The following is a 19,235-nucleotide window of genomic DNA, read 5'->3' on the forward strand; positions in this document are numbered from 1 at the left end:
CGACGCCGCGCGCAGCGTGCCGTGCTTACTCGACGAGCACGTATTCCCCGTTTTTGCCGGCCTTGCGCGGGGTGGCGCCGATGCGGGCGCACAGCCCTTCCCCGCAGGGCACCAGCGCACCGGCGGTCGTGGCGGCGTGGATCTGCTTTGCGAATTCCATTTGCGCGAGCTCTTTGCGTTTCATCGCCACCCAGGCGGCGCTGGCGCCAACCACCATCAGCGCGCCCAGCACCAAAGCGCCGGCGCCGATCCACAATGCCCGACGCTGTTGGCGCCCGAAAGCTTCCCGCTCGAGCGCAAGCTGACGCGTGCTGTCCTGCAGGCTGCGCAGCACGGCCGCCACCTGGGTCTTGAGCGTTGCTGCAGCCGGTCCCAAGGCTTCCTCCGCGGCGGCACGCGTGGCCGACTGCACGCCTGTGGCGACTTCCTGCAGGAGCATCGCGCTCCGCTGGCCAAGCCGCTGGACGGCATCGTCAAGGTGCGCGCGCGCTCCGGACATACCGGCTGCGGACTCGTGGCTGCGGCTTTCCAGGACATCGACCACCGCCGCCATGCGCAGGGCCAGGGACTTGAGTTCGTGCGCCGTATCGGTCCCGGTCATCGACGCATCACCGGGTTTGCGACTTCAGGGGTCTCTGGCGCGGGTGCAAGTGCCGGTTGGGGCTGTGGCGCCAGCTCTGCAGCGCGTTCCGCCGCAACCGTCGCGTTGTGTTCGCGACCGGATTGCAGCCAGTCGCGTCCGGATTCGAGCCGGAGATATTCCTGCGAGGCCTTGCGCATGCCCGCGGCATCCCGGTTCTCAGCGGAGGAGGCGATGCGTTCGAACAGCGCGTCGACCTCTTCCTTGGGTGAACGCAGTGGCGGCGCCTGCCCGGTGATCGCAGGTGGCGTGAGCGCCGCTTCGGGCAAGGGTGTCTCGATCTGTGGATTGGGCGTGGTCCGCACTGCGCGCCATTCAACCGTGGCAGCCAGACGCTCGTCGGTCGGTTCGCGTTCCAGGCAAGCGCGGGGCTCCGGGCGGCAGACCGCAGCAGGCGCCAGGCGTTCGACGACATCGCGCACCCCGTCGCGATAGCCGCGTTGCGTGTAGACCCACTGGTGCTCATAAGAGCGGTGGATCACGTTGAGCGCCGGGTCCATCGACTCCGCCCGCTTGGTGAACACCGGGGGATCCACGACGCTGTTCAGGTAGTCGGCAATGAGGTTGAAGCTGCGATCCGAGAGGCCGTTCGCCTTGTAGCTGCCGCCGATATTGCTGTGCGCCCCGGCCACCCAGACCTGCAGGAAACGGCCATCCCTGCTCAGGCCCGGCTCCAGCGCCTCGGTCGATTTGAACTGGTCGCGCTGCTCGTGCAGCGCCGAAAGCTGCAGCCCGCCAAGTACGGAAGGCGGCGTGCGGCGGTCGTGCTTCATCGGTTCGCCGGTGCCGACGGGGTCGAGCAGCACTGCGGCCTGCTTGACCACGCCGGGAGCAACGAGCGGCGGGCGCGTATATATGACGCCGGTGATCTCGCCGGCGGCGTTGCGTTCGTACTTGGCGCCGTCCGGGTTCTGGATGCCGCGCTCGTGGACAAGACGCGTGAAGGCCGCGGCCTGCTCCGCGCCGCGACTGAAACCGACGGCGGCGAGGGAGATGTCGGCGCTGGGATTGTCCGCCAACCATTTTTTTGCCTGCCCTATGAACTGGTCGTACCCGGCCTCGACCCGCGATTCGAACGTGCGCCCGGTGATACCGTCGATCAGGGCCGGAATCTTGTGATCCTGGGTTCCCGGACCGGCGACGTATCCGGTGCCGATGGTCGGATTCGTCTTCTGGAGTTCTCGCGCCTGCTCGTAAATCAGCGCGACATTGGTCCAGTTTTCACGCGGCTGCGCATCCATGTCATTGCCGGTCCCGTCGAAAGCCATCACAAACAGGCGGCTGTCCACCTTGTCCTGGCGATGCAGTAGCGGGGCCTGCATGCGGCCGATCTGGCGGCTGGCCTCGGCATAGGTCTCTAGATCGGCGGGCGTCGCGGGGTCAACCCGGACGCCATCAGGGTGGCGGTCACGTCCCATGGCGGGTCCTCAATAGGTCCGGGTGAAGACGCGGACAAGATCGTCGTTGAAGTCCGAGTAGCGGTTCCCCGGGATCTGCTCTTCCTTCATTGGAATGTGTGTGGACGTGTACACGTTCACGGTCCGGTCCACGACCTCCACGACAATGGTGGGCTCGCTGATGTTGATGAGCTCCGGGATGTCCTCGCGCTTCACCGTAGGCGGGATAGGCACCAATCGATCCTTGAACAGCTTGTCGAAATCGATCTCCGCGTGGAGTGCGGTGCCGTCCTTGGAGTTCCAGTCGATCACCACCGGTCCGGCGAAGTTGTCGATGCCGATCCGCTTGGCTTGGGTGAGGATCGCGGGGTAGTGGCGACCGACCGACTCGATCGATCCGGTCGGCTTGCGATCTTCCGCCGGCACGCTGCCGTACTTCACCCGGCAGTACTGGGTGTCGAAGCACTGCGTCGAGAAGTGGTGCCTGATGAAGAACAGCGGCCAATCGGCCACGGTGCCGGTGTAGCGGCGGTCGATGTTGGGCGCGCCGGGATACGGCCCGAAGTTGCGTTCGTTGCTCATGGGGGTCTGGCACGCGCAGAGGAGAGTGGATGCGAGCAGGGTCGCGGCGGTCCGCAGCGGCTTCATCGCGGCGCTCGCGGAGACGGGGACTTAAAGCGCAGTGTTTCTGCGGTCGGTTGCATGCGGTGCTCCGAAGCGGGGGAGATGCGAGCGTACTTTCAGTGCGGTCGGACGGGTAGTCGGTCCGCGTGATTACATGCAGAACGGAAAGCGGGCCTGCATGCCGCCGATCTGACGGCTGGCCTCGGCGTAGGTCTCTAGGTCGGCGGGCGTTGCGGGGTCAACCCGGACGCCATCAGGGTGGCGGTCACGTCCCATGGCGTGTCCTCAATAGGTCCGGGTGAAGACGCGGACGAGATCGTCGTTGAAGTTCGAGTGGCGGTTCCCCGGAATCTGCTCCTTCTTCATAGGGATGAAGGTCGAGGTATAGACGTTCACTGTCCGATTCACGACTTCCACGACAATAGTGGGCTCGCTGATGTTGCTGCGCTCCGGGATGTCCTCGCGCTTCACCGCCGGCGGGATAGGCACCAATCGATCCTTGAACAGTTCGTCGAAATCGATCTCCGCGTGGAGCGCGGTGCCGTCCTTGGACTTCCAGTCGATCACCACCGGTCCGGCGAAGTTGTCGATGCCGATTCGCGTGGCGCCGGTGAGGATTCCGGGATAATTGCGACCGACCGACTCGATCGATCCGGTCGGCTCGCGGTGTTCCGCTGGCACGCTGCCGTACTTCACCCGGCAGTACTGGGTGTCGAAGCATTGCGTCGAGAAGTGGTGCCTGATGAAGAACAGCGGCCAATCGGCCACGGTGCCGGTATAGCGGCGGTCGATGTTGGGCGCGCCGGGATACGGCCCGAAGTTGCGTTCATTGCTCATGGAGGTCTGGCACGCGCAGAGTAGGGTGGTTGCGAGCAGGGTCGCGGCGGTCCGCAGCGGCCTCATCGCGGCGCTCGCGGAGACGGGGACTTAAAGCGCAGTGTTTCTGCGGTCGGTTGCATGCGGTGCTCCGAAGCGGGGGAGATGCGAGCGTACTTTCAACGCGACCGGACGGCGAGTCTGTCCGTCCGCTTCGCGCATTGATTCATCCAGGGAATAAGGGGAAGGGAATGGGATTTCGGATTGTGGTAGTGGTCGCCGCATTGTTGATGACGGGGTGCGCAAAAAAGGACAGTGGATGTGCGTCGCCTGCTACGCAAGCGAGCTTGTCCGCCTTTGTCGATAGTTATGTGCACGAGCGTCTGCGGCCAAGCGGATACGACCCGGTCGACAGCGGTCTGCTGAAAATAAGCCGTTTCGAGGCTTTTGAAGCCATTCGGCAAGACGAAGAGCATGAGCGCAGAACTTGCAGGGCGATCGTCCAATTCGATGTTGAAGGTATGGCGATGCCAACACCCATCGAATATGACCTGCTGCCCTCCGGTGGCGTTGAGTCTGATGGCGCATATGACACGGTCGTCCGGATCGACCTTCCATTGGGTGCGATCGGTTCGCGGTTGAAAAACGGCATCCTGGGGGAACTGAAAGAAAAGGAAAACGCTATCTCCATGTTGGAGGATTTGGAGGGGAGAATTGAGAAAGTTGTTGCCGCCAATGCGTCCGGCGCATGGGCCCCCAGCCCGTTCGCGGAACAGAGCAAAGCTGACTTGGCTGCCAATCAGGTCGAGTTGGAGCAGGCAAAAAAAGATGTTGCTCGCATGATTGAGTCGTTGCGCGCAGGACGTGGCGGTCGGTAGGGGCGCCTTCTCTCCAGGTGCGGTTGATTGGCGCCTGCGCCGGTTGCTGGACCCACGGACTGTCAGGAGGGGCGCGTATCTGGCCGCGTTGGAAACCGGCGCGCCCCCCTGTTTCGTAGGCAACCCCAGGCTGGACTATCCATCACGCCGTGCAGCCGCGCGGCACGCTGGTTGGGTATCACGAACGTTGCTGGATGCCGGCTCAGTTGAAAACCCGGTCCTTGCCCATGTTGAACAAATCCCTTGCCACCCGCCCTTTGCTGGCTTGCAGGTCGTCTTGCTCAGCTTTGGTCAGGTCGCGCTCGCGGTAGGCGATTTCCAACAATCTATCCCCGTCCTTCCGGGTCAAGCAGTCCTTGAAGAAATGCCCGGACACCAGTTTTCGGCACGGCAGGATATTGAGGGTCAGCCGGGAGTTGTGGTGGGTGATTTCCAGGTGGTCCGAAGCTGGCACCGCGTAAACCGTGAATGCCTTGTCCGCCCATACCTGTCTTGCGGGCGCGCCAGGTTGCTTGGCCTGCATCGCTCCCCGGTGCTCACTTTCCACCATGAACTCATCCCGGAACAGGCCAGCGTAGAACTCGCGTGATGGTTGGTTTTCTTCTTGGGGAATGCTGCGCCAGACGGCTTGCAACTCCCGATTGAACTCGCGCGCGCGAGTAGGTCGCATGGCGTCGTCATAGTCCTGCTTGGCGGCTTCAACACGGGCTTGCTTCAGATCAGTGATGAACTGCGACTTCTGGTCATCGTTCATTGGGCCCTGTGACGACTCCGCGTCGGCTTCGGAGATGGCAGCGCCATAACTCCCGCTGGGGCCGGGATCCGTTTCGTTTTTCTGTACGGCATAGGTGGTGGCGCCAACGGCATAGATCACATACAGCACGCCGACAATGGCCAGGCACAACGCGATGCGTGGCGCGCCGAACTTGCTCTTCGATGGATCCTCTTCCTTGTCCAACATGCCTGCTCCCCGTTTAGCGGTTCTGGAACTCTAGCAGCCGCATGGGGCGGCTCAATCAGAGGTCGGCGATTTCCTAAAGCGAAGCTTCAAGCTTCCACCGTGACGTGCTCGCCGCCGATTCAACACCGCTCGAAAAGAAGCGCATCGTACTCGACGGGAACACCAGCATCACCAATCCGTCGGCCGGTAATCCTTGAGGAACTGACCCCACACGTGCTCGCCGGTGTTGAGGCCGGCGATGATGGGATCGACGATCCGCGCCGCGCCGTCGACGATGTCCAGTGGGGGATGGAAGCGCTCCTCCAGCACCTTGCGCGCCGCCAGTGCCGCCGGATCCTCGTCGGTCACCCAGCCGGTGTCGACGCTGTTCATGTGGATGCCGTCGGCGTGGTAATCGGCGGCCGCGGTGCGCGTCATCATGTTCAGCGCGGCTTTGGCCATGTTGGTATGCGGGTGGCGGGTGGTCTTGAAGTTGCGGTAGAACTGGCCCTCCACCGCCGACACGTTGACGATGTGCTTGTCGCGCCCGGGTGTCTTCAGCATCAGCGGCTTGAGCCGCGCGTTGATCAGGAACGGTGCGATGGCGTTGACCAGCTGCACCTCCAGCAATTCCACCGACGGCACCTCGGCCATCCGCAGCCGCCACGAATTGGTTTCGCGCAGGTCGACCTGCTGCAGGTCCTGGTCGAGCCGGCCATCGGGGAACAGGTGCTGCTGGGCGAGCAGTTCTTCCGGCAGCAGGGGCAGCTGCGACAGTTCGGCGGCGCGGGTCAGCCCGGGGGCCTCGCCGTGCATGTCGGTGGACAGCTGTGGCGCCAGTGCGGCGCTGTCCTGCGGCAGCATGCGCGCGCTGCGCAGGCCCTCGTAGCTGCCCAGCACGCGGCGCACCGCGTCGGGCGCATCGGCCAGCGCGGCGGTTTCGCCGGCCATCATGTGGGCGTAGAAATCCGGCGGGCGGCGCACCGTCTGGCAGGCGTTGTTGATGATGAAGTCCAGCCGCGAGCGGGTTGCCAGCAGCTGGCTGCAGAACGCCTCGACGCTGGGCGTGTGGCGCAGGTCGAGCCCGAACACTTCCAGCCGGTGGCCCCACTCGGCGAAGTCCGGCTCGCGGGCGTAACGCGCGGCCGAGTCGCGCGGGAAACGGGTGGTCACGATCAGCTCGGCGCCGGCGCGCAGCAGCTTCAGCCCGGCCTGGTAGCCGATCTTGACCCGACCGCCGGTGAGCAGCGCAACCCGCCCGCGCAGATCGGCCAGCTCGGTGCGCTTGGCGAAGTTGAACGCGGCGCAAGGCGGGCACAACTGGTCGTAGAAGTGGTGGATCGCGGTGTACTTCTGCTTGCACACGTAGCAGTGCCGCGGCTCGCCAGCTTCGCCGATGGTCTCGTCGTGGGTGGGTTCGTGGTCGCGGTCGTGCGGCTGAAAACCCTGCGGCGGAAAATAGTTCGGGGTGGTGAACACCGGCTTGCGGCGCAGCGCGCGGATCCCGGTGGCATTGAGCACCGCCTCCTCGCGCTGGATCTTCGCCGCGTTGCGCTCACGCTCGGCCACCTTGAGCCGCAACCGGCGCGCGGCCGGGTCGGGGTGGTAGACCTGCGCCACCGCGCGCTGCAGCCGGTCGCGGTCGGCGCTCGGCAGCGCATCGAGCAGAGAGTGGTCGGCACCGACCTGCTCCAGCAGCGCGGCGGCGTCACGCAGGCGCTGCAGGAGGGCGGCGCCTGCGGTGCCGTCGGGCTGGGTTGTGCTGTCCGCGCCAAGCGCGGCGTTGGCGGCGTTGGCCGGACGGTCGGCCGGGGGAATCGTGGTCGTCAAAACGGTATCCGGGTGTTTCGGGGAGGCGCTACGGTAGTCGTTTCGGCCGCGCCGCGCCTGAAGCGCGATGTGGCAGCGCCTGCTTCGCTCAACCAGGGCGATCACTGATCGCGGTGGAAAAGCGAATCCGCCCCTCGCCCGCCGCTAGCGCTGATCGAGTTCGTGATGGATCAGTACCACGCACTGCGATGCGAACAGCATGGTCTTGCCCAGGGTGATCCGGGTCGCCCCCAGCCGGTCGAGGGTGTGGAACGTGTTCTTCGGCATCGGGATGTGGTCGGTCAGCAGGAAGCAGGGGTTGCCGTGGAACGCCTGTTCGCGGATCGGCGCGCCTTTGCGGTCCATCACGAACAATTGGTGGTGCTCGGCCAGCTGCTGCACCAGCCGCTCGAAGCTGAGCGTGCGTACGCTGACGCCCGGCTCCACCGGGCGCATCTCTTCCTTGCCCATTCCCCTGGACGCATCCAGCGCCCTGGCCACCTTGCCCAGCAGCGCCTGCTCGTTGAAGCCGCCGATGTCCTGCATCGCGTTGGCGTCGAAGCGGATCGTGCGGGAGAAGTCCTCGGTGCATTCCAGCACCAGGTAGACGACGACATCGGGACGATGCGACTGCGCCACGAAGATGGCATTCATCAACGTGTGCGCGAGGATTTCCGCATGCGCCCCGCCGCCCACCGAGGCCAGCAGCTTGGCGCTGTCGGTGGGGGCCGCCCGTGCCCTGAGTACAAAGGTTCGCATGCGTCTGGCTGCCTTCTTGTCCAATGCGGCAACTTGCGCGCCGCCTGCACATTGTCCACCAACCAGTCGCTTCGGTTGCATATTCAACCTCACCGCGGCCAAGGAAAATCCATGCGTCATGGCGGGCAGTATCTGCCGGGCCGACGCTCTGACCGGGAGATGCCTTGACGGTTAATCGGGTAGCGTGTGGGGGAGGCCGCGCAACAGACCGGCGGCCCGCGCCAGCGATGAGATCACCGGAGAACTCCACCGCATGTTCGCGCAACTGCGCCTCCCCGCTCGGGGCGCCAGGGAATGCACGCTGCGGGTGGAGGCGTTCGCGCGCCGCACCGCGGCCAGGCTGCGCGCGAGCGGGCCGTCGCACCGTCCCGGCGTCGAACTGGACGGCGATTTCGGCGTCCAGCGTGGCCGGGTGCGGGTGACGCTGTGTGGCCGCGGCGAGCCGGCCGTGTTCACGATGGCGCCGGGGCAGCCCTGGCAGGGCCGGATCGTCGCGATGATGCGCAGGAAGCCCAGTGAGGAGCCGGCCTTCACGGTCACCCTGGAGCCGGAAGGCGAGGCCTCCGGCTTCCACTCCGCGTTCCGCTACCGCAGCGTGCCGCGCGCGATCCATGTTCCCACCAGCATCGTCCCCCGCGAACCCGCGTTGGCGGGGCAGTGAGCGGCGCGCGCGGCGACCGGCGTGCGTGATCGCTTGCGGTCGGCCTCAATCGCCGATGACGATCGACGCCGAATTGCCACGCCGCAGCGTCGCAACTGCACAGGCCCAGCAGCAGGCCGATCAGGCTGATCCTCATCGGCCAGTTCCGTTCGCGGCCGGTTCCTGCCGGAAAGGTCCGGTCCGGCGGAAGTTCCAGCGCCACTGCGTGGTGGAACCATCGCCGTTCTTGACCGATCTGGTGCCGGAGATGGTCTTCGGAAAAGGCGCGTCGATGGCGTAATCCTCGACCAACCCGGGGAACCCCATGCTGGCACTGCCCGTTTCGGTTTTCGTATGTTCATGGCCGCCGGCGAATTCGCAGCCCTCGCCTTTCATGCTGTGGTGGGTGCTGGCTGTATCGAAGGTGATGCCTGCACCGGTGAGGTAGACCTGCATCCGGTATCCCTGCTCGCGCGAACCGGTCTGCTCGATCCTCATGGCGTAGTCGATCGCCTCCGACGAGGAGCCGTTGCTGCGGACGCCGAAGTTGCGTTCCACCTTGGCGGCCTTGATACCCGCGATGCAGAGTTCCTCCCCGCTGTTGATGCTCGACACGGCGAGGGAGCCGGAAACGCTTGCCTGCCCTTCCATCTCCCATACCGCGGTGTCCCGGCGCTCCTGGAAGCGGGTGTAGCGCATGCGTGTGGGGCGGATGCCGCTGGCCTGCAGCGAGGCCTGGCCCTGCCGCTTCTCCGTGTGCGTCATCGTGGCGGTGGCACGACGGCTGCGGTGCTGTGTGCTTCGGCTGCTCGAGTGCTGCCTCGAGGTGGTGGCCTGCACGGTTCCCTCGTAACCGTAGCCGGCATGGCCGGGCTGGTGGAAGACGATTTCGACCGGCGCGTCCACTTCCGGATCCAGCAGGCGCTGGGCCCAGTTCACCGCAAGTTCGGTCGCCAGCGACCCGACCAGGCCGATCGTGTTGGCAATCAATGCCAGCGCGCCGGTCCTCACGTCGCCGGCCATGAGGGTCTTCGCCGCATCCTCGTAGGACTGGGCGGCCTCGGTGCCGGGCATGGTGTCGGTGTGCAGGGTGGCAGTGCCGCGGACGTAGCGGCTGGTGACTTCTCCTTCGTGCGGGGTGTCCTCGCGATGGATGTCGATGATGAAGCGCGAGGTGCCGCGGGTCTCGCCTTGCATCTCCAGCCGCTTGCGCCGCAGGTTGCGGCTCTCGAACGCATTCTTCTCCGTCGACCAGCTCGCATGCGCGCCTCCCTTCGCGTGCGAGCCTCCCCACAGGTCCCAGGACACTTCCCAGTTCTCCATGTCCTTGACGAGATCGTCCTCGTTGGAGGGAGCCGGAAGCCCAAGCGATTTCAGGCACGCCTTGAGCGTCCGGTAGTGCGGCGATTGCTCGCTGGCGCGCTTGTATTCCCTGTATTTCTCCTCGTCGATCTCCACCGTGGCGGTGAACACCACTTCGCGCCCGGGCTCCTCCCTGGACGGCTTGTGCACCGACGGCTGGTCGGCGACAACGCGCACCTCCAGCGAGCTGTACAGCATCATCAGTTTCTGCAGCTTGGCCACGAGGTTGAGGGCCTTCGCCGCTTTTGCCGCCGCGGCCATCCGCTTGGCCGCGACGCGGGCGTCGGCGACATTGCCCGCATCGATGGCCAGGTCGAGCAGGTAGCCGCTCACCGCTTCCATGGTCTTCTCGCCGGGTTGCACGGCCCCGCTGCGTTCGTAGGCATCCTTGGCGATGGCGCAGGAATCGCCCGCGGCACCGCTCGCGTATGCCTTCGGCACGAGGAGATCCAGGGGATCGAAGGCGATGCGACGGGCGGGCGTCGGTTGCCGTGGCGTGTCCTGCAGCAGCGCGGCGGTCAGCACGAACAGCTCCAGGTGCGTCATCCGGTACTGCTCGGCACTCCATCCGCTGGAGGCGAGGTCGATGGCGGGCTGCTGCCGGGCCGCCATCGCGTGCAGGAACCGCGCGGCTTGCGCACCGGGCGTCGAGGCATCATCCAGCGCCTTGCCCACCCAGTCGCGCACGGCCTCCTGCATGGCGAGGCTGGCCACCCGGTCCTCGGCGAACGGAAAGCCGAAGTCCTGGAGCATGAAGCCGTACTCGGCCAGGCTCAGCCGGGACGTGGTGGCCTTGCGCGCCCCATCCATCGCGAGGATCAACAGCTCCTCCTGCCTGACGAAGAACCCGGGCTCCGCGGGCACCGCCGCGCCCGTCTCCAGGACGGTGGCGCCAATCGATTCCAGCAGGGCCCGGGTGCCGTCCTTCTGCGCCTGCCAGTCGTCGGACAGGATGCGATCGACCCACCGCGCCTGCTGCCGGGACACCTCCACCGGTTCGGCTTGCGGCGGGCCGCCGTCGCGCAGCGGCGCCAGCCATGACGGCTGCAACCACAACAGCGCACCCGTTGCAGAAACCGCCAGCAGTGCGCCGGCCACCACCTTGCGCCGATGCGGAAGCCATCTATAGAACCGCTGCAGCGCGGGAAACGCGCTGCCACGCAGCCAACGCCACGACGCAGGCATCACCCGCAACGCGAGGAAGCGCGTCAGCGCGCGCAGGCCGGCAAACAGCTGCCTCGCCAGCACCAGGAGTCCTTTCCCGGTGGCGGCGGCAAGACGGCGCCAGATCGAATGCCCGGTGGTCATCGCAAGGCCTGCCGTCAGCGCCCGAGCAGGCCGCGCAGCATGCTCTTGCCCACGTCCCTGGCGGCGGGCTTCGCGGCGTCCTGCATGGAGGCGCCGGCGCCTGGCATCAGCATCGCGGTGGACTTGCTGCGCACGTGCACGGTCCAGCCATCACGGCTGATGCTGCGATCGTTGCCGTAGGCGATCATCTGCACCATCGGCGCGGCGCCCTTGTGGGCGAACACGGCGTCAGGGATGCGGCACTCGCGTGCCTCCGGGCCAAGCAGGGTGCGCGCCTTGACCCATTTCGCGACCAGCGCTTCCGGCAGGTAGGCGAGCAGTTCCGGTCCAGCATAGCCGTCCTCGGAGCTGCTCCACATCACGATGGTGTCGCCGTCGGACACGGTGGCGTGGGCGAAGTGGCCGCGCGCGCCTTCCACGGCGTTCCAGCGCAGGATCATGCCGCCGCCGCTGGCGTCGCCCTGCAGCTTGAGCTCGGGCAGGAAGTCGTGTTCTTCGCCCAGCGCGAACTGCATCGACGCCGGCACATCGTCGCCGGTGACGTGATGCTGGCCCACCAGCGATGCCTTCATCGGTACCGTCTTGCGGGTGGACGGGTTCGGCCACAGCGCGAAGGCGTGGCCGGGCGTCACCGCGGTGCCGGGAACCTGGCGCGGCTTCACGCCGCGGCCGGTCTCCATCACCTTGCCGTTGCGCACGGTCACCGAGTACTCGCGCGGCTGGCCCGCGCCGGCCTTGTCGCCGCAGCCCCAGTAGTAGCGGATCCTGAAGGTGCCGTTGCCATCGGCAAGACCGACGCCGGTGCCGCCTTCGTCGCCGTGCTGCGAATTCTTCTGCGTCGGCGGCAACAGGTCGATGCTGCTGCCCAGTCCTAGCCCGCGCGGCACCGCCTGCGCGGCCGGCCTGCCCGGCAGGCGGGCGTTGTGCAGCGCCACGTCGATGTACTTGCCGGGCATGCCCGGATGCCGGGTCATGCCATAGCTGGCGCTGCCGCCGGACATCGCGCCCGGCAACCGGCCGAACACGCCCATCCCAGGCATGCCGGGCATGCTGTGGGTGGCGACGTCGATATAGAGGTTGGCCCGCTGTTCCCGCGCGCTTGCGGGCAGGGCGACAGCAATGGCGAGCGCCAGCGCCGACGAGGCGGGAATGAAGCGAATCTGCATGATCGTGACCCGTGGAAGGCGGGCCGAAAACGGCGGCCCGACCGGACCCGGTGCATCCGGGCACTCCATCCACGAGATCCGGGGCGGCGGACTGACAGGGGCGCGATCGCCGGGCAGGAGGGGCGCAGCCGGAGCTGGATTCCCGTGTCGGCGAGCGCCGGGGTCAGCGCAGGCGGGCCGCCAGCTCCAGCATCCGGCGGGTACCCGGATGCCGCAGGCCATAGATCTGTCGATGCGCCTGGACGGCCTCGTCCACGGGGCCGGTGGCCTGTTCCGGCAGGTGGCGCGCGAACAGCTCGGCGCGTGCCGCCATGACCCGCGGCCATTCCACGCCATTGTCGATGCCTGCGGCGCGCGCATCGGCGATGGCCTGATCGAACAGCGCGACCGCCTCGCCAACCCTGCCGAGCGCCGCCATCGCGATGGCGCGGACTTCTTCGGTCGATGCGAGCCGCCGCGGATCCTTGTATTGCGTCCGCGTGTAGATCGCACGGGCTTGTTGTGCCAGCTCCAGCGCCTCTGCCGCGCGCGCCTGACGCAGCCTCAGCCGCGCCACCTGGATCAGGCCGTGGCCCACGAAGGGATGGTCGGCGCCCAGCAGCGCGCGGCGCATCTGCAATGCCTCGTCGAGCAGTGCCTCGGATTCGGCGAGGCGGCCGGATTGCCGGTAGAGGTTGCCCAGGTTCGCGGTCGCAATCGCGTAGCGGGGATCCTGCACGCCGAAGACCTGGCCGGCGATCTCGCGCGCACGGAGCATGGCGATCTCGGCCTCGCCATCACGTTCGGCGTTGTCCAGCGCGAGCGCGAGGTTGTTGTAGGCCGCCGCGATGGAGGCGGTACGTCCCGCCGGATTCGTCGCTTCCTGCAGCGCGATCGATTCACGGATTGCTTCCACCGCATCGTCGAAGCGAGCCATGTGGGTCAGCACGATGCCGTGGAAATCCAGCAGCGTGGCACGGGTGGGATTGTCGGGCAGGTAGAGCCGCCCGGCCAACTCCAGCGCCGCCGATGACTTCTCCAGCGCGGCCTCGAGTTCGCCCCGCGCCAGCGCAAAGTTGGCCAGTCCGTTGTACACCTCCAGCCGCACGCTGGGCGACAGGGTTTCGACGCCCCGCAGCGCCAGAGCCTCGCTCAACAGCGCTTCCGCGCGCTGTTGTTGGCCTTGGCTATCAAGCGCCCCGCTCAGCGCGCGCAGATAGGGAAACAGGGTCGTGGGCGCAAGCCCGGATGAGGCACGTGCCCGGGCCAGCGCCGTTTCCGCACGCTCCACCGCTTCCGCCACCTTGCCGATGCGCGCCAGCGCCTGGCTGCGGTGCATGACCAGTTGCCCATGCAGCTGGCCGGGGATCCGTCCGCTGGACTCCAGCAAGCGCTCCACCGCGTCGAATTCCGCCAGGGCTTGGGCCTCGCGCTGCGCACTGGCGTCCAGCAGGCCCTTCGCAAGCCTGGCTTCGAGGATGAGCCCCGCATCGCCGGTGCGCTCGGCAAGCGTCTTGCCTTGGTCCAGCAGCCGCTTTGCCGCATCCAGTTCGTTGATCCTGCGATAGAGGTCGCCGAGCAACACCAGCATCTCCGCGCGCAGTGCGGGCGTCTCGCGGAATTCCTCGCCGATGCGGTGCGCACCCTGGTCCAGCAGGTCGCGCGCGGTGAGCGGTCCATCGATCGCGATGTTCGGGTCATTCGCTTCGAACAGCTGCACCATGAAGTCGCGTACGGCCGTCGCCCGCAGTTCCTGGGTGCGCGCCACTTCGGCTTCCTGCCTTGCCTTGGCTGCCTGCCACAACGTCGCCCCGATCCCGCCGGCCAGCGTGGCCGCCAGCAGCAGCGTTGCCGCCACGCCCAGCCTGTTGCGCGCCACGAACTTGCGCAGGCGATAGCCCGGCCGCGGTTTCTGCGCCAGCACCGGGCGGCCGTCGAGCCAGCGGCGCAGGTCGTCGGCCAGCGCCTCGGCGGTGGGGTAGCGCCGGCCGGGCTCCTCGGCCAAGGCTTTCAGCAGCACCCGGTCGAGGTCGTTGCGCAGCGGGACGTAGTGGCGGTGGTAGGCGTCGCCGGCATCGCGCACCAGCAGCGAGGGGCGGGTGGTTTCGCTGCCTTCGGTCACCGGCTGCGGGGTGCGCCCGGTCAGCAGCCGGTGCAGCAGCGCGCCCAGGCCGTAGACGTCGACGGCGGTGCTGGGCGGCGCGCCCAGCAGCTGTTCGGGGGCGGCATAGCCGGGCGTGAGCGCGCGCCACAGCGTCTGCGTGCGTTCGTCCTCGCTGTCGGCGAACTGGCCAATGCCGAAGTCGAGCAGGCGCACGTGGCCGTTGTGGTCGACCAGCACGTTGGAGGGCTTGAGGTCGCGGTGGATCACCAGGTTGCTGTGGGCGTAGGCGACCGCGCCGCAGACCTGCAGGTACAGGCGCACGATCGCGCGCGCATCAAGCGAATGGGTGTCGCACCAGCGGTCGATGCGTTCGCCTTCGACCAGCGGCATCGCCAGCCAGCAGGTGCCGTCGTCGGCCACGCCGGAATCGACCAATGCGGTGACGTTGGGATGGTTGAGGCGGGCCAGGATCGCGGCCTCGCGGCGGAAGCGTTCCTGCCCGCCGGCGCCGAGCGCGCCCAGGGTCAGGATCTTGATCGCCGCCTGCTGCCGCGCCATGCCCTGTTCGCGCCAGCCGCGATAGACCACGGCCATGCCGCCGCGGCCCAGTTCGGCCTCCAGCTGCCATTGGCCCAGGCGGGTGCCGGCGAGGGCATCGCCGGCGGCGGCTGCCGCGATGCGCGGGTTGTGGTGCGCCGCCAGCAGCCGGTCCAGCCGTCGCCGCACCGGCGCGTCCATCGCCTGCGCCGCCAGCCAGGCGTCGCGCTGGTCTTCGGGCAGGTCGAGCCAGTGGTCGAACAGGCTGTCGGCGGCGCGCCAGTGCGCCAGCGTTTCAGCGTCCATCGTCGCCGTCGAGCATCGCCTGCAGGAAGGCGCGGGCGCGCTGCCATTCGCGGTGCACGGTGCGTTCGGATATCCCGAGCAGGGCGGCGATTTCAGCAAGCTCCATGCCCGCGAAATAGCGCAGCTCAACGATCTGCCGCCGCTGCGGGCTGATCGTCTCCAGCGCCTGCAGTCCCTTGTCCAGCGCCAGCGCGGTGGTCATCGCCGCCGCCGCGCTGTCCGGGATGCGATCGTCCAGGCTGACCATGACCTGGTCGCCGCCGCGCTTCTCGGTGGCGCGGCGGCGCGCGTGCTCGACCAGGATCCAGCGCATCGCCTTGGCCGAGGCGGCGAAGAAATGGTTGCGGTCGGCCAGCGCCAGCGGGCTGCCCTGGCTGATGCGCAGGAACAGCTCGTGCACCAGCACGGTCGGGGTAACGGTGGACTCGCCGGCGAACATGCGCGAATTGGCCAGCCGCAGCAGCTGCGGGTACAGCGCCTCGAACACGGCGCCCATCTTCGCCGGCTCGCCGTCGCGCGCCAGCGCGAGCAGCCGCGTGATCTCGGCATCGGACACAGCGGTGCATTCCCGGTCAGGGTGGTGGGCGGACGCTAGCAGCCGGCGCCCGGCTGACGCAAGCGCGGCAGCCCGCCGCGGGCTATGCTCGGAACCGGAGGACACAATGCAGACAGCGCGACGCGACGACGTCCTGATCATCGGCGGCGGCCATAACGGCCTGGTCTGCGCGGCTTATCTTGCCGCGGCGGGCCTGCAGGTGCGCGTGCTCGAACGCCGCCACCTGGTGGGCGGCGCTGCGGTCACCGAGGAGTTCCATCCCGGCTTCCGCAATTCGGTGGCCAGCTACACGGTCAGCCTGCTGAACCCGGCGGTGATCCGCGACCTGCGCCTGCACGAGCACGGCCTGCGCGTGGTCGAACGGCCCTACGCCAACTTCCTGCCGCGGCCGGACGGGCGCAGTTTCCGCCTCGGCGGCGAGCACACACATGCCGAGGTGGCGATGTGGTCGGCGCGCGATGCGCAGCGGCTGCCCGAGTACTACGCGATGCTCGATCGCATCGTGGTGGTGCTGCGCGAGCTGATGCGGCGCACGCCGCCGAACGTGAGTGACCGTTTCGTGCTGGCGGACTGGCTGAACTCCGTCGCCGTCGGTAAGCAGCTGAAATCGCTGGACATGCGCGGCCGCCGCGACCTGCTGGACCTGTTCACCAAGTCCGCCGGCGAGCTGCTGGACGACTGGTTCGAGGGCGAGCCGCTGAAGGCCGCGCTGGGCTGGGATTCGGTGGTCGGCAATTTCGCCAGCCCGTACACGCCGGGCAGCGCCTACGTGCTGCTGCACCATGTGTTCGGCGAAGTGAACGGCAAGGCCGGCGCGTGGGGCCACGCCATCGGCGGCATGGGCGCCATCACCCAGGCGATGCGCAGGGAGTGCGAGGCGCGCGGCGTTGCCATCGAAACCGATGCCGAGGTGGCGCAGCTGCTGGTGGAAGGAGGCAAGGCGATCGGCGTCGCGTTGACGGACGGCCGCGAACTGCGCGCCGCGATCGTCGCCAGCAACCTCAATCCGAAGCTGCTCTACACCAGGCTGGTCGAGCCCGGCCAGCTCGACGACGACACCGCCCAGCGCATCCGCCGCTACCGCTGCGGGTCCGGCACCTTCCGCATGAACGTCGCGCTGTCGGAATTGCCGGACTTCACCGCGATGCCGGGCACGCAGCTGCAGCCGCACCACCAGAGCGGCATCCTGATCGGACCGTCGCTGCGGTATTTCGAGCAGGCGTATTTCGATGCCAAGTCGCGCGCTTACAACCCCGGCTGGGCGCGCAAGCCCATCGTCGAGGTGGTGATCTCCTCGACCCTGGACGACACCCTGGCGCCCCCGGGTGCGCACGTGGCCAGCCTGTTCTGCCAGCAGGTGAACCCGGCCATCGCGGAGGAAGATGGCGGATGGGACGCGCACCGCGACACGGTGGCGAAGCTGATGATCGACACCGTCAACGACTATGCGCCGAACTTCGCCCGCAGCGTGCTGGGCTATGAGGCGCTGAGCCCGCTCGACCTGGAGCGGCGCATCGGCCTGGTCGGCGGCGACATCTTCCACGGTGCGCTGGGGCTGGACCAGATGTTCAGCGCGCGCCCGCTGCTGGGGCAGGGCAATTACCGCGGCGCCTTCGGCAACCTCTATCTCTGCGGCTCGGGCACTCATCCGGGCGGCGGCGTCACCGGCCTGCCGGGGCGCAACGCCGCGCGTGAAATCCTCAAGGACCTGGGCCGGTCGCCGCGTCCCGATTGACCGGTATTTCGTGAACCGACGGGTGCTCTTTTGCAGTGCAGCGTGCAAACACCCTCACGAATCCTTCACGATCGCCCCGCGTCCCGACGTGGGGGAGGGAGCAGGCCCGCTGAGACTTCGGTCTAAGCGGGCTTTTTTATGCCTGCAGTTTTTGCGCGGCACACATGCGTGCGCCAAGCGGGGCCTTCAGTCGGCTGGCACGGTCCGCGGCAGCGCCCACTCGCGCAGCGCCTGCACCTGTTCGGCCATCAGCACCGACAGCGGGCGGGTGTCGTGGATCGCCTGCATCAGCGCGTGCGTGTCCAGCCCGGCTTCGGCGGCGTGCGCCGCATACAGCGCGCTGACGATGACCTGTTCGATTTCGGCACCGGAATAACCATCCGCCGCCGCGGCCAGCGCCGACAGGTCGATGTGCTCGCGGGCCAGCTGGCGCCGGTCCAGGTGGAGGGCGAAGATCTCGGCGCGGGTGGCGGCATCCGGCAGGTCGACGAAGAAGATTTCGTCGAAGCGGCCCTTGCGCAGCAGTTCCGCCGGCAGCTGCTGCACCTGGTTGGCGGTGGCGACCAGGAACACCCGTGCCTTGCGCTCGGCCATCCAGGTCAGCAGATAGCCCAGCACGCGCCGCGACAGCCCGTCGTCGCCGTCACCGCCATCGGTGGCCAAAGCCTTCTCGATCTCGTCGATCCACAGCACGCAGGGTGCAAGCTGCTCGGTGAAGGCCAGCGCGGTGCGCAGGTTCTTCTCGGTTTCGCCGTGGAACTTGTCGTACAGGGTGCCGAAGTCCAACCGCACCAGCGGCACGCCGAAGCCGCCGGCCACGGCCTTGGCCAGCAGCGACTTGCCGCAGCCCTGCACGCCCAGCAGCAGCATGCCGCGCGGCGGCGGCAGCCCGGCCGGCGGCGGGTCCTGCACGAAGGCGGCGCGGCGCTGCTCCACCCAGCGCTTCAGCCGCGCTGCGCCGCCCACATCGGAAAAGCGCGCGGTGTCGTACTCGTAATGCAGATGGCCGCTCTTGTTGAGCAGCTCGAACTTCAGCCGGGCCAGCTCCGGCAGGTCGTCCGCGCCCAGCGCGCCGTCGCGCCAGATCAGGTGGCGGGCGATCCGGCGCGCGTCGGTCAGGGTCATGCCGTGCAGGTTGCGCACGATCTGCCGCACCGCGTCGGCGTCGGCCTCCACCCGGCGGCCGCCGTTCTGCGCGGCGTAGTCGCGGGCTTCGTCCTTGACCAGCTTGAGCAGCGCGTTGGCGTCCGGCAGGCGCAGCGAGAACCGCGCGGCGAACGGTTCCAGCGCCTCCGGCAGCTCGATCTTCGTGCCCACCAGCACGATCACGTGCGGCTGGCAGCCGCGGCGCTGGATCAGGTCGCGCAGCGCGCGCTGGTAGCTGGCGTAGCCAAGGTACGGGGTGGCGTCCAGCAGCAGGTAGATGCCGCGCTGGCTGGCCGCGCGCATCGCGTTGAGGGTGGCGCTGAGGTCGGGCGCCAGCCCGCTTTCGTCCTCGCCGTCCATGTCCACCCGGCGCAGGCCCTCGGTCACGCTCCAGCGGTACAGCGCGCGCCAGACGTGCATCAGCGACTGCCGGAACAGTTCCAGCACCCGCGCTTCGTCGGGCGTCTCGATCACCAGCAGGGGTGTCTCCGCGCGGATCAGCGCGGCCAGGTCCAGCAGTTCGCTCATGGGCG

General features: G+C 67.7%; 15 protein-coding genes. 3 read left to right on the forward strand and 12 right to left on the reverse strand.

Going from position 1 to position 19,235, the window contains the following annotated elements; all coding sequences use genetic code 11:
- Nucleotides 1–25: 25 nt before the first annotated feature.
- The 4 genes from E5S66_RS02940 to E5S66_RS02955 form a co-directional block, all read right to left on the reverse strand.
- A complete protein-coding gene (locus E5S66_RS02940; RefSeq protein WP_138347334.1) occupies nt 26–601 on the reverse strand; it encodes a hypothetical protein in 576 nt (191 codons plus the stop codon).
- Nucleotides 598–2,058 carry a phospholipase effector Tle1 domain-containing protein gene (locus E5S66_RS02945; protein WP_138347336.1) on the reverse strand — a complete coding sequence of 487 codons (1,461 nt, stop codon included), beginning with the start codon at nt 2,056–2,058 and terminating at the stop codon, nt 598–600. Before E5S66_RS02945 ends, E5S66_RS02940 begins: the two co-directional genes overlap by 4 nt.
- A 9-nt stretch (nt 2,059–2,067) precedes the next feature.
- Nucleotides 2,068–2,619, reverse strand: coding sequence for a hypothetical protein (locus E5S66_RS02950; protein ID WP_138347338.1), 552 nt, complete (start codon nt 2,617–2,619; stop codon nt 2,068–2,070).
- Nucleotides 2,620–2,946: 327 nt separating this feature from the next.
- Nucleotides 2,947–3,498, reverse strand: a complete 552-nt coding sequence (locus E5S66_RS02955) for a hypothetical protein (protein WP_138347340.1) — start codon at nt 3,496–3,498, stop codon at nt 2,947–2,949.
- A 251-nt stretch (nt 3,499–3,749) separates the two neighbouring features.
- On the opposite strand from E5S66_RS02955, the gene E5S66_RS02960 reads away from it, so the two are divergent.
- On the forward strand, nt 3,750–4,355 hold the full coding sequence (locus E5S66_RS02960) for a hypothetical protein (protein ID WP_138347342.1): 606 nt from the start codon (nt 3,750–3,752) through the stop codon (nt 4,353–4,355).
- Between the two features lie 202 nt (nt 4,356–4,557).
- Here E5S66_RS02960 and E5S66_RS02965 read toward each other — a convergent pair whose 3' ends face one another.
- The 3 genes from E5S66_RS02965 to trmY form a co-directional block, all read right to left on the reverse strand.
- On the reverse strand, nt 4,558–5,316 hold the full coding sequence (locus tag E5S66_RS02965; RefSeq protein WP_138347344.1) for a hypothetical protein: 759 nt from the start codon (nt 5,314–5,316) through the stop codon (nt 4,558–4,560).
- Between the two features lie 168 nt (nt 5,317–5,484).
- Nucleotides 5,485–7,020: an SDR family NAD(P)-dependent oxidoreductase gene (locus E5S66_RS02970; protein ID WP_138347827.1), complete on the reverse strand. Its 1,536-nt coding sequence runs from the start codon at nt 7,018–7,020 to the stop codon at nt 5,485–5,487.
- A gap of 249 nt (nt 7,021–7,269) precedes the next feature.
- Nucleotides 7,270–7,863, reverse strand: coding sequence for a tRNA (pseudouridine(54)-N(1))-methyltransferase TrmY (gene trmY / locus E5S66_RS02975; RefSeq protein WP_138347345.1), 594 nt, complete (start codon nt 7,861–7,863; stop codon nt 7,270–7,272).
- Between the two features lie 253 nt (nt 7,864–8,116).
- On the opposite strand from trmY, the gene E5S66_RS02980 reads away from it, so the two are divergent.
- Complete coding sequence (locus E5S66_RS02980; RefSeq protein ID WP_138347347.1) at nt 8,117–8,524, forward strand: hypothetical protein; 408 nt, start codon at nt 8,117–8,119, stop codon at nt 8,522–8,524.
- A gap of 132 nt (nt 8,525–8,656) precedes the next feature.
- Here E5S66_RS02980 and E5S66_RS02985 read toward each other — a convergent pair whose 3' ends face one another.
- From E5S66_RS02985 to E5S66_RS03000, 4 genes are all read right to left on the reverse strand, one after another.
- The gene (locus E5S66_RS02985) at nt 8,657–11,173 is read right to left on the reverse strand and encodes a hypothetical protein (protein ID WP_138347349.1); all 2,517 of its coding nucleotides are present in this window, start codon (nt 11,171–11,173) and stop codon (nt 8,657–8,659) included.
- A 14-nt stretch (nt 11,174–11,187) separates the two neighbouring features.
- A complete protein-coding gene (locus E5S66_RS02990) occupies nt 11,188–12,339 on the reverse strand; it encodes a hypothetical protein (protein WP_138347350.1) in 1,152 nt (383 codons plus the stop codon).
- A 163-nt stretch (nt 12,340–12,502) separates the two neighbouring features.
- Nucleotides 12,503–15,265 (reverse strand): protein kinase domain-containing protein, encoded by a 2,763-nt coding sequence (locus tag E5S66_RS02995; protein WP_138347352.1) that lies wholly within the window; start codon nt 15,263–15,265, stop codon nt 12,503–12,505.
- Complete coding sequence (locus E5S66_RS03000; protein ID WP_138347354.1) at nt 15,255–15,821, reverse strand: ECF-type sigma factor; 567 nt, start codon at nt 15,819–15,821, stop codon at nt 15,255–15,257. Before E5S66_RS03000 ends, E5S66_RS02995 begins: the two co-directional genes overlap by 11 nt.
- A gap of 106 nt (nt 15,822–15,927) precedes the next feature.
- Between E5S66_RS03000 and E5S66_RS03005 the strand changes: the two genes are divergently transcribed.
- Complete coding sequence (locus tag E5S66_RS03005) at nt 15,928–17,556, forward strand: phytoene desaturase family protein (RefSeq protein ID WP_138347356.1); 1,629 nt, start codon at nt 15,928–15,930, stop codon at nt 17,554–17,556.
- A 186-nt stretch (nt 17,557–17,742) separates the two neighbouring features.
- On the opposite strand, the gene E5S66_RS03010 is transcribed toward E5S66_RS03005, so the two are convergent.
- A complete protein-coding gene (locus E5S66_RS03010) occupies nt 17,743–19,230 on the reverse strand; it encodes an AAA family ATPase (RefSeq protein ID WP_138347358.1) in 1,488 nt (495 codons plus the stop codon).
- Nucleotides 19,231–19,235 lie beyond the last annotated feature (5 nt).

Source organism: Thermomonas fusca (assembly GCF_005862345.1).
Classification (GTDB): Bacteria; Pseudomonadota; Gammaproteobacteria; order Xanthomonadales; family Xanthomonadaceae; genus Thermomonas; species Thermomonas fusca.

What these genes read in the sequence shown, in the direction of transcription:
- E5S66_RS02940 (WP_138347334.1), bottom strand. Translation starts at nt 601, where the DNA reads ATGACCGGGACCGATACGGCGCACGAACTCAAGTCCCTGGCCCTGCGC.
- E5S66_RS02945 (WP_138347336.1), bottom strand. Translation starts at nt 2,058, where the DNA reads ATGGGACGTGACCGCCACCCTGATGGCGTCCGGGTTGACCCCGCGACG.
- E5S66_RS02950 (WP_138347338.1), bottom strand. Translation starts at nt 2,619, where the DNA reads ATGAGCAACGAACGCAACTTCGGGCCGTATCCCGGCGCGCCCAACATC.
- E5S66_RS02955 (WP_138347340.1), bottom strand. Translation starts at nt 3,498, where the DNA reads ATGAGCAATGAACGCAACTTCGGGCCGTATCCCGGCGCGCCCAACATC.
- E5S66_RS02965 (WP_138347344.1), bottom strand. Translation starts at nt 5,316, where the DNA reads ATGTTGGACAAGGAAGAGGATCCATCGAAGAGCAAGTTCGGCGCGCCA.
- trmY (WP_138347345.1), bottom strand. Translation starts at nt 7,863, where the DNA reads ATGCGAACCTTTGTACTCAGGGCACGGGCGGCCCCCACCGACAGCGCC.
- E5S66_RS02980 (WP_138347347.1), top strand. Translation starts at nt 8,117, where the DNA reads ATGTTCGCGCAACTGCGCCTCCCCGCTCGGGGCGCCAGGGAATGCACG.
- E5S66_RS02985 (WP_138347349.1), bottom strand. Translation starts at nt 11,173, where the DNA reads ATGACCACCGGGCATTCGATCTGGCGCCGTCTTGCCGCCGCCACCGGG.
- E5S66_RS02990 (WP_138347350.1), bottom strand. Translation starts at nt 12,339, where the DNA reads ATGCAGATTCGCTTCATTCCCGCCTCGTCGGCGCTGGCGCTCGCCATT.
- E5S66_RS02995 (WP_138347352.1), bottom strand. Translation starts at nt 15,265, where the DNA reads ATGGACGCTGAAACGCTGGCGCACTGGCGCGCCGCCGACAGCCTGTTC.
- E5S66_RS03005 (WP_138347356.1), top strand. Translation starts at nt 15,928, where the DNA reads ATGCAGACAGCGCGACGCGACGACGTCCTGATCATCGGCGGCGGCCAT.
- E5S66_RS03010 (WP_138347358.1), bottom strand. Translation starts at nt 19,230, where the DNA reads ATGAGCGAACTGCTGGACCTGGCCGCGCTGATCCGCGCGGAGACACCC.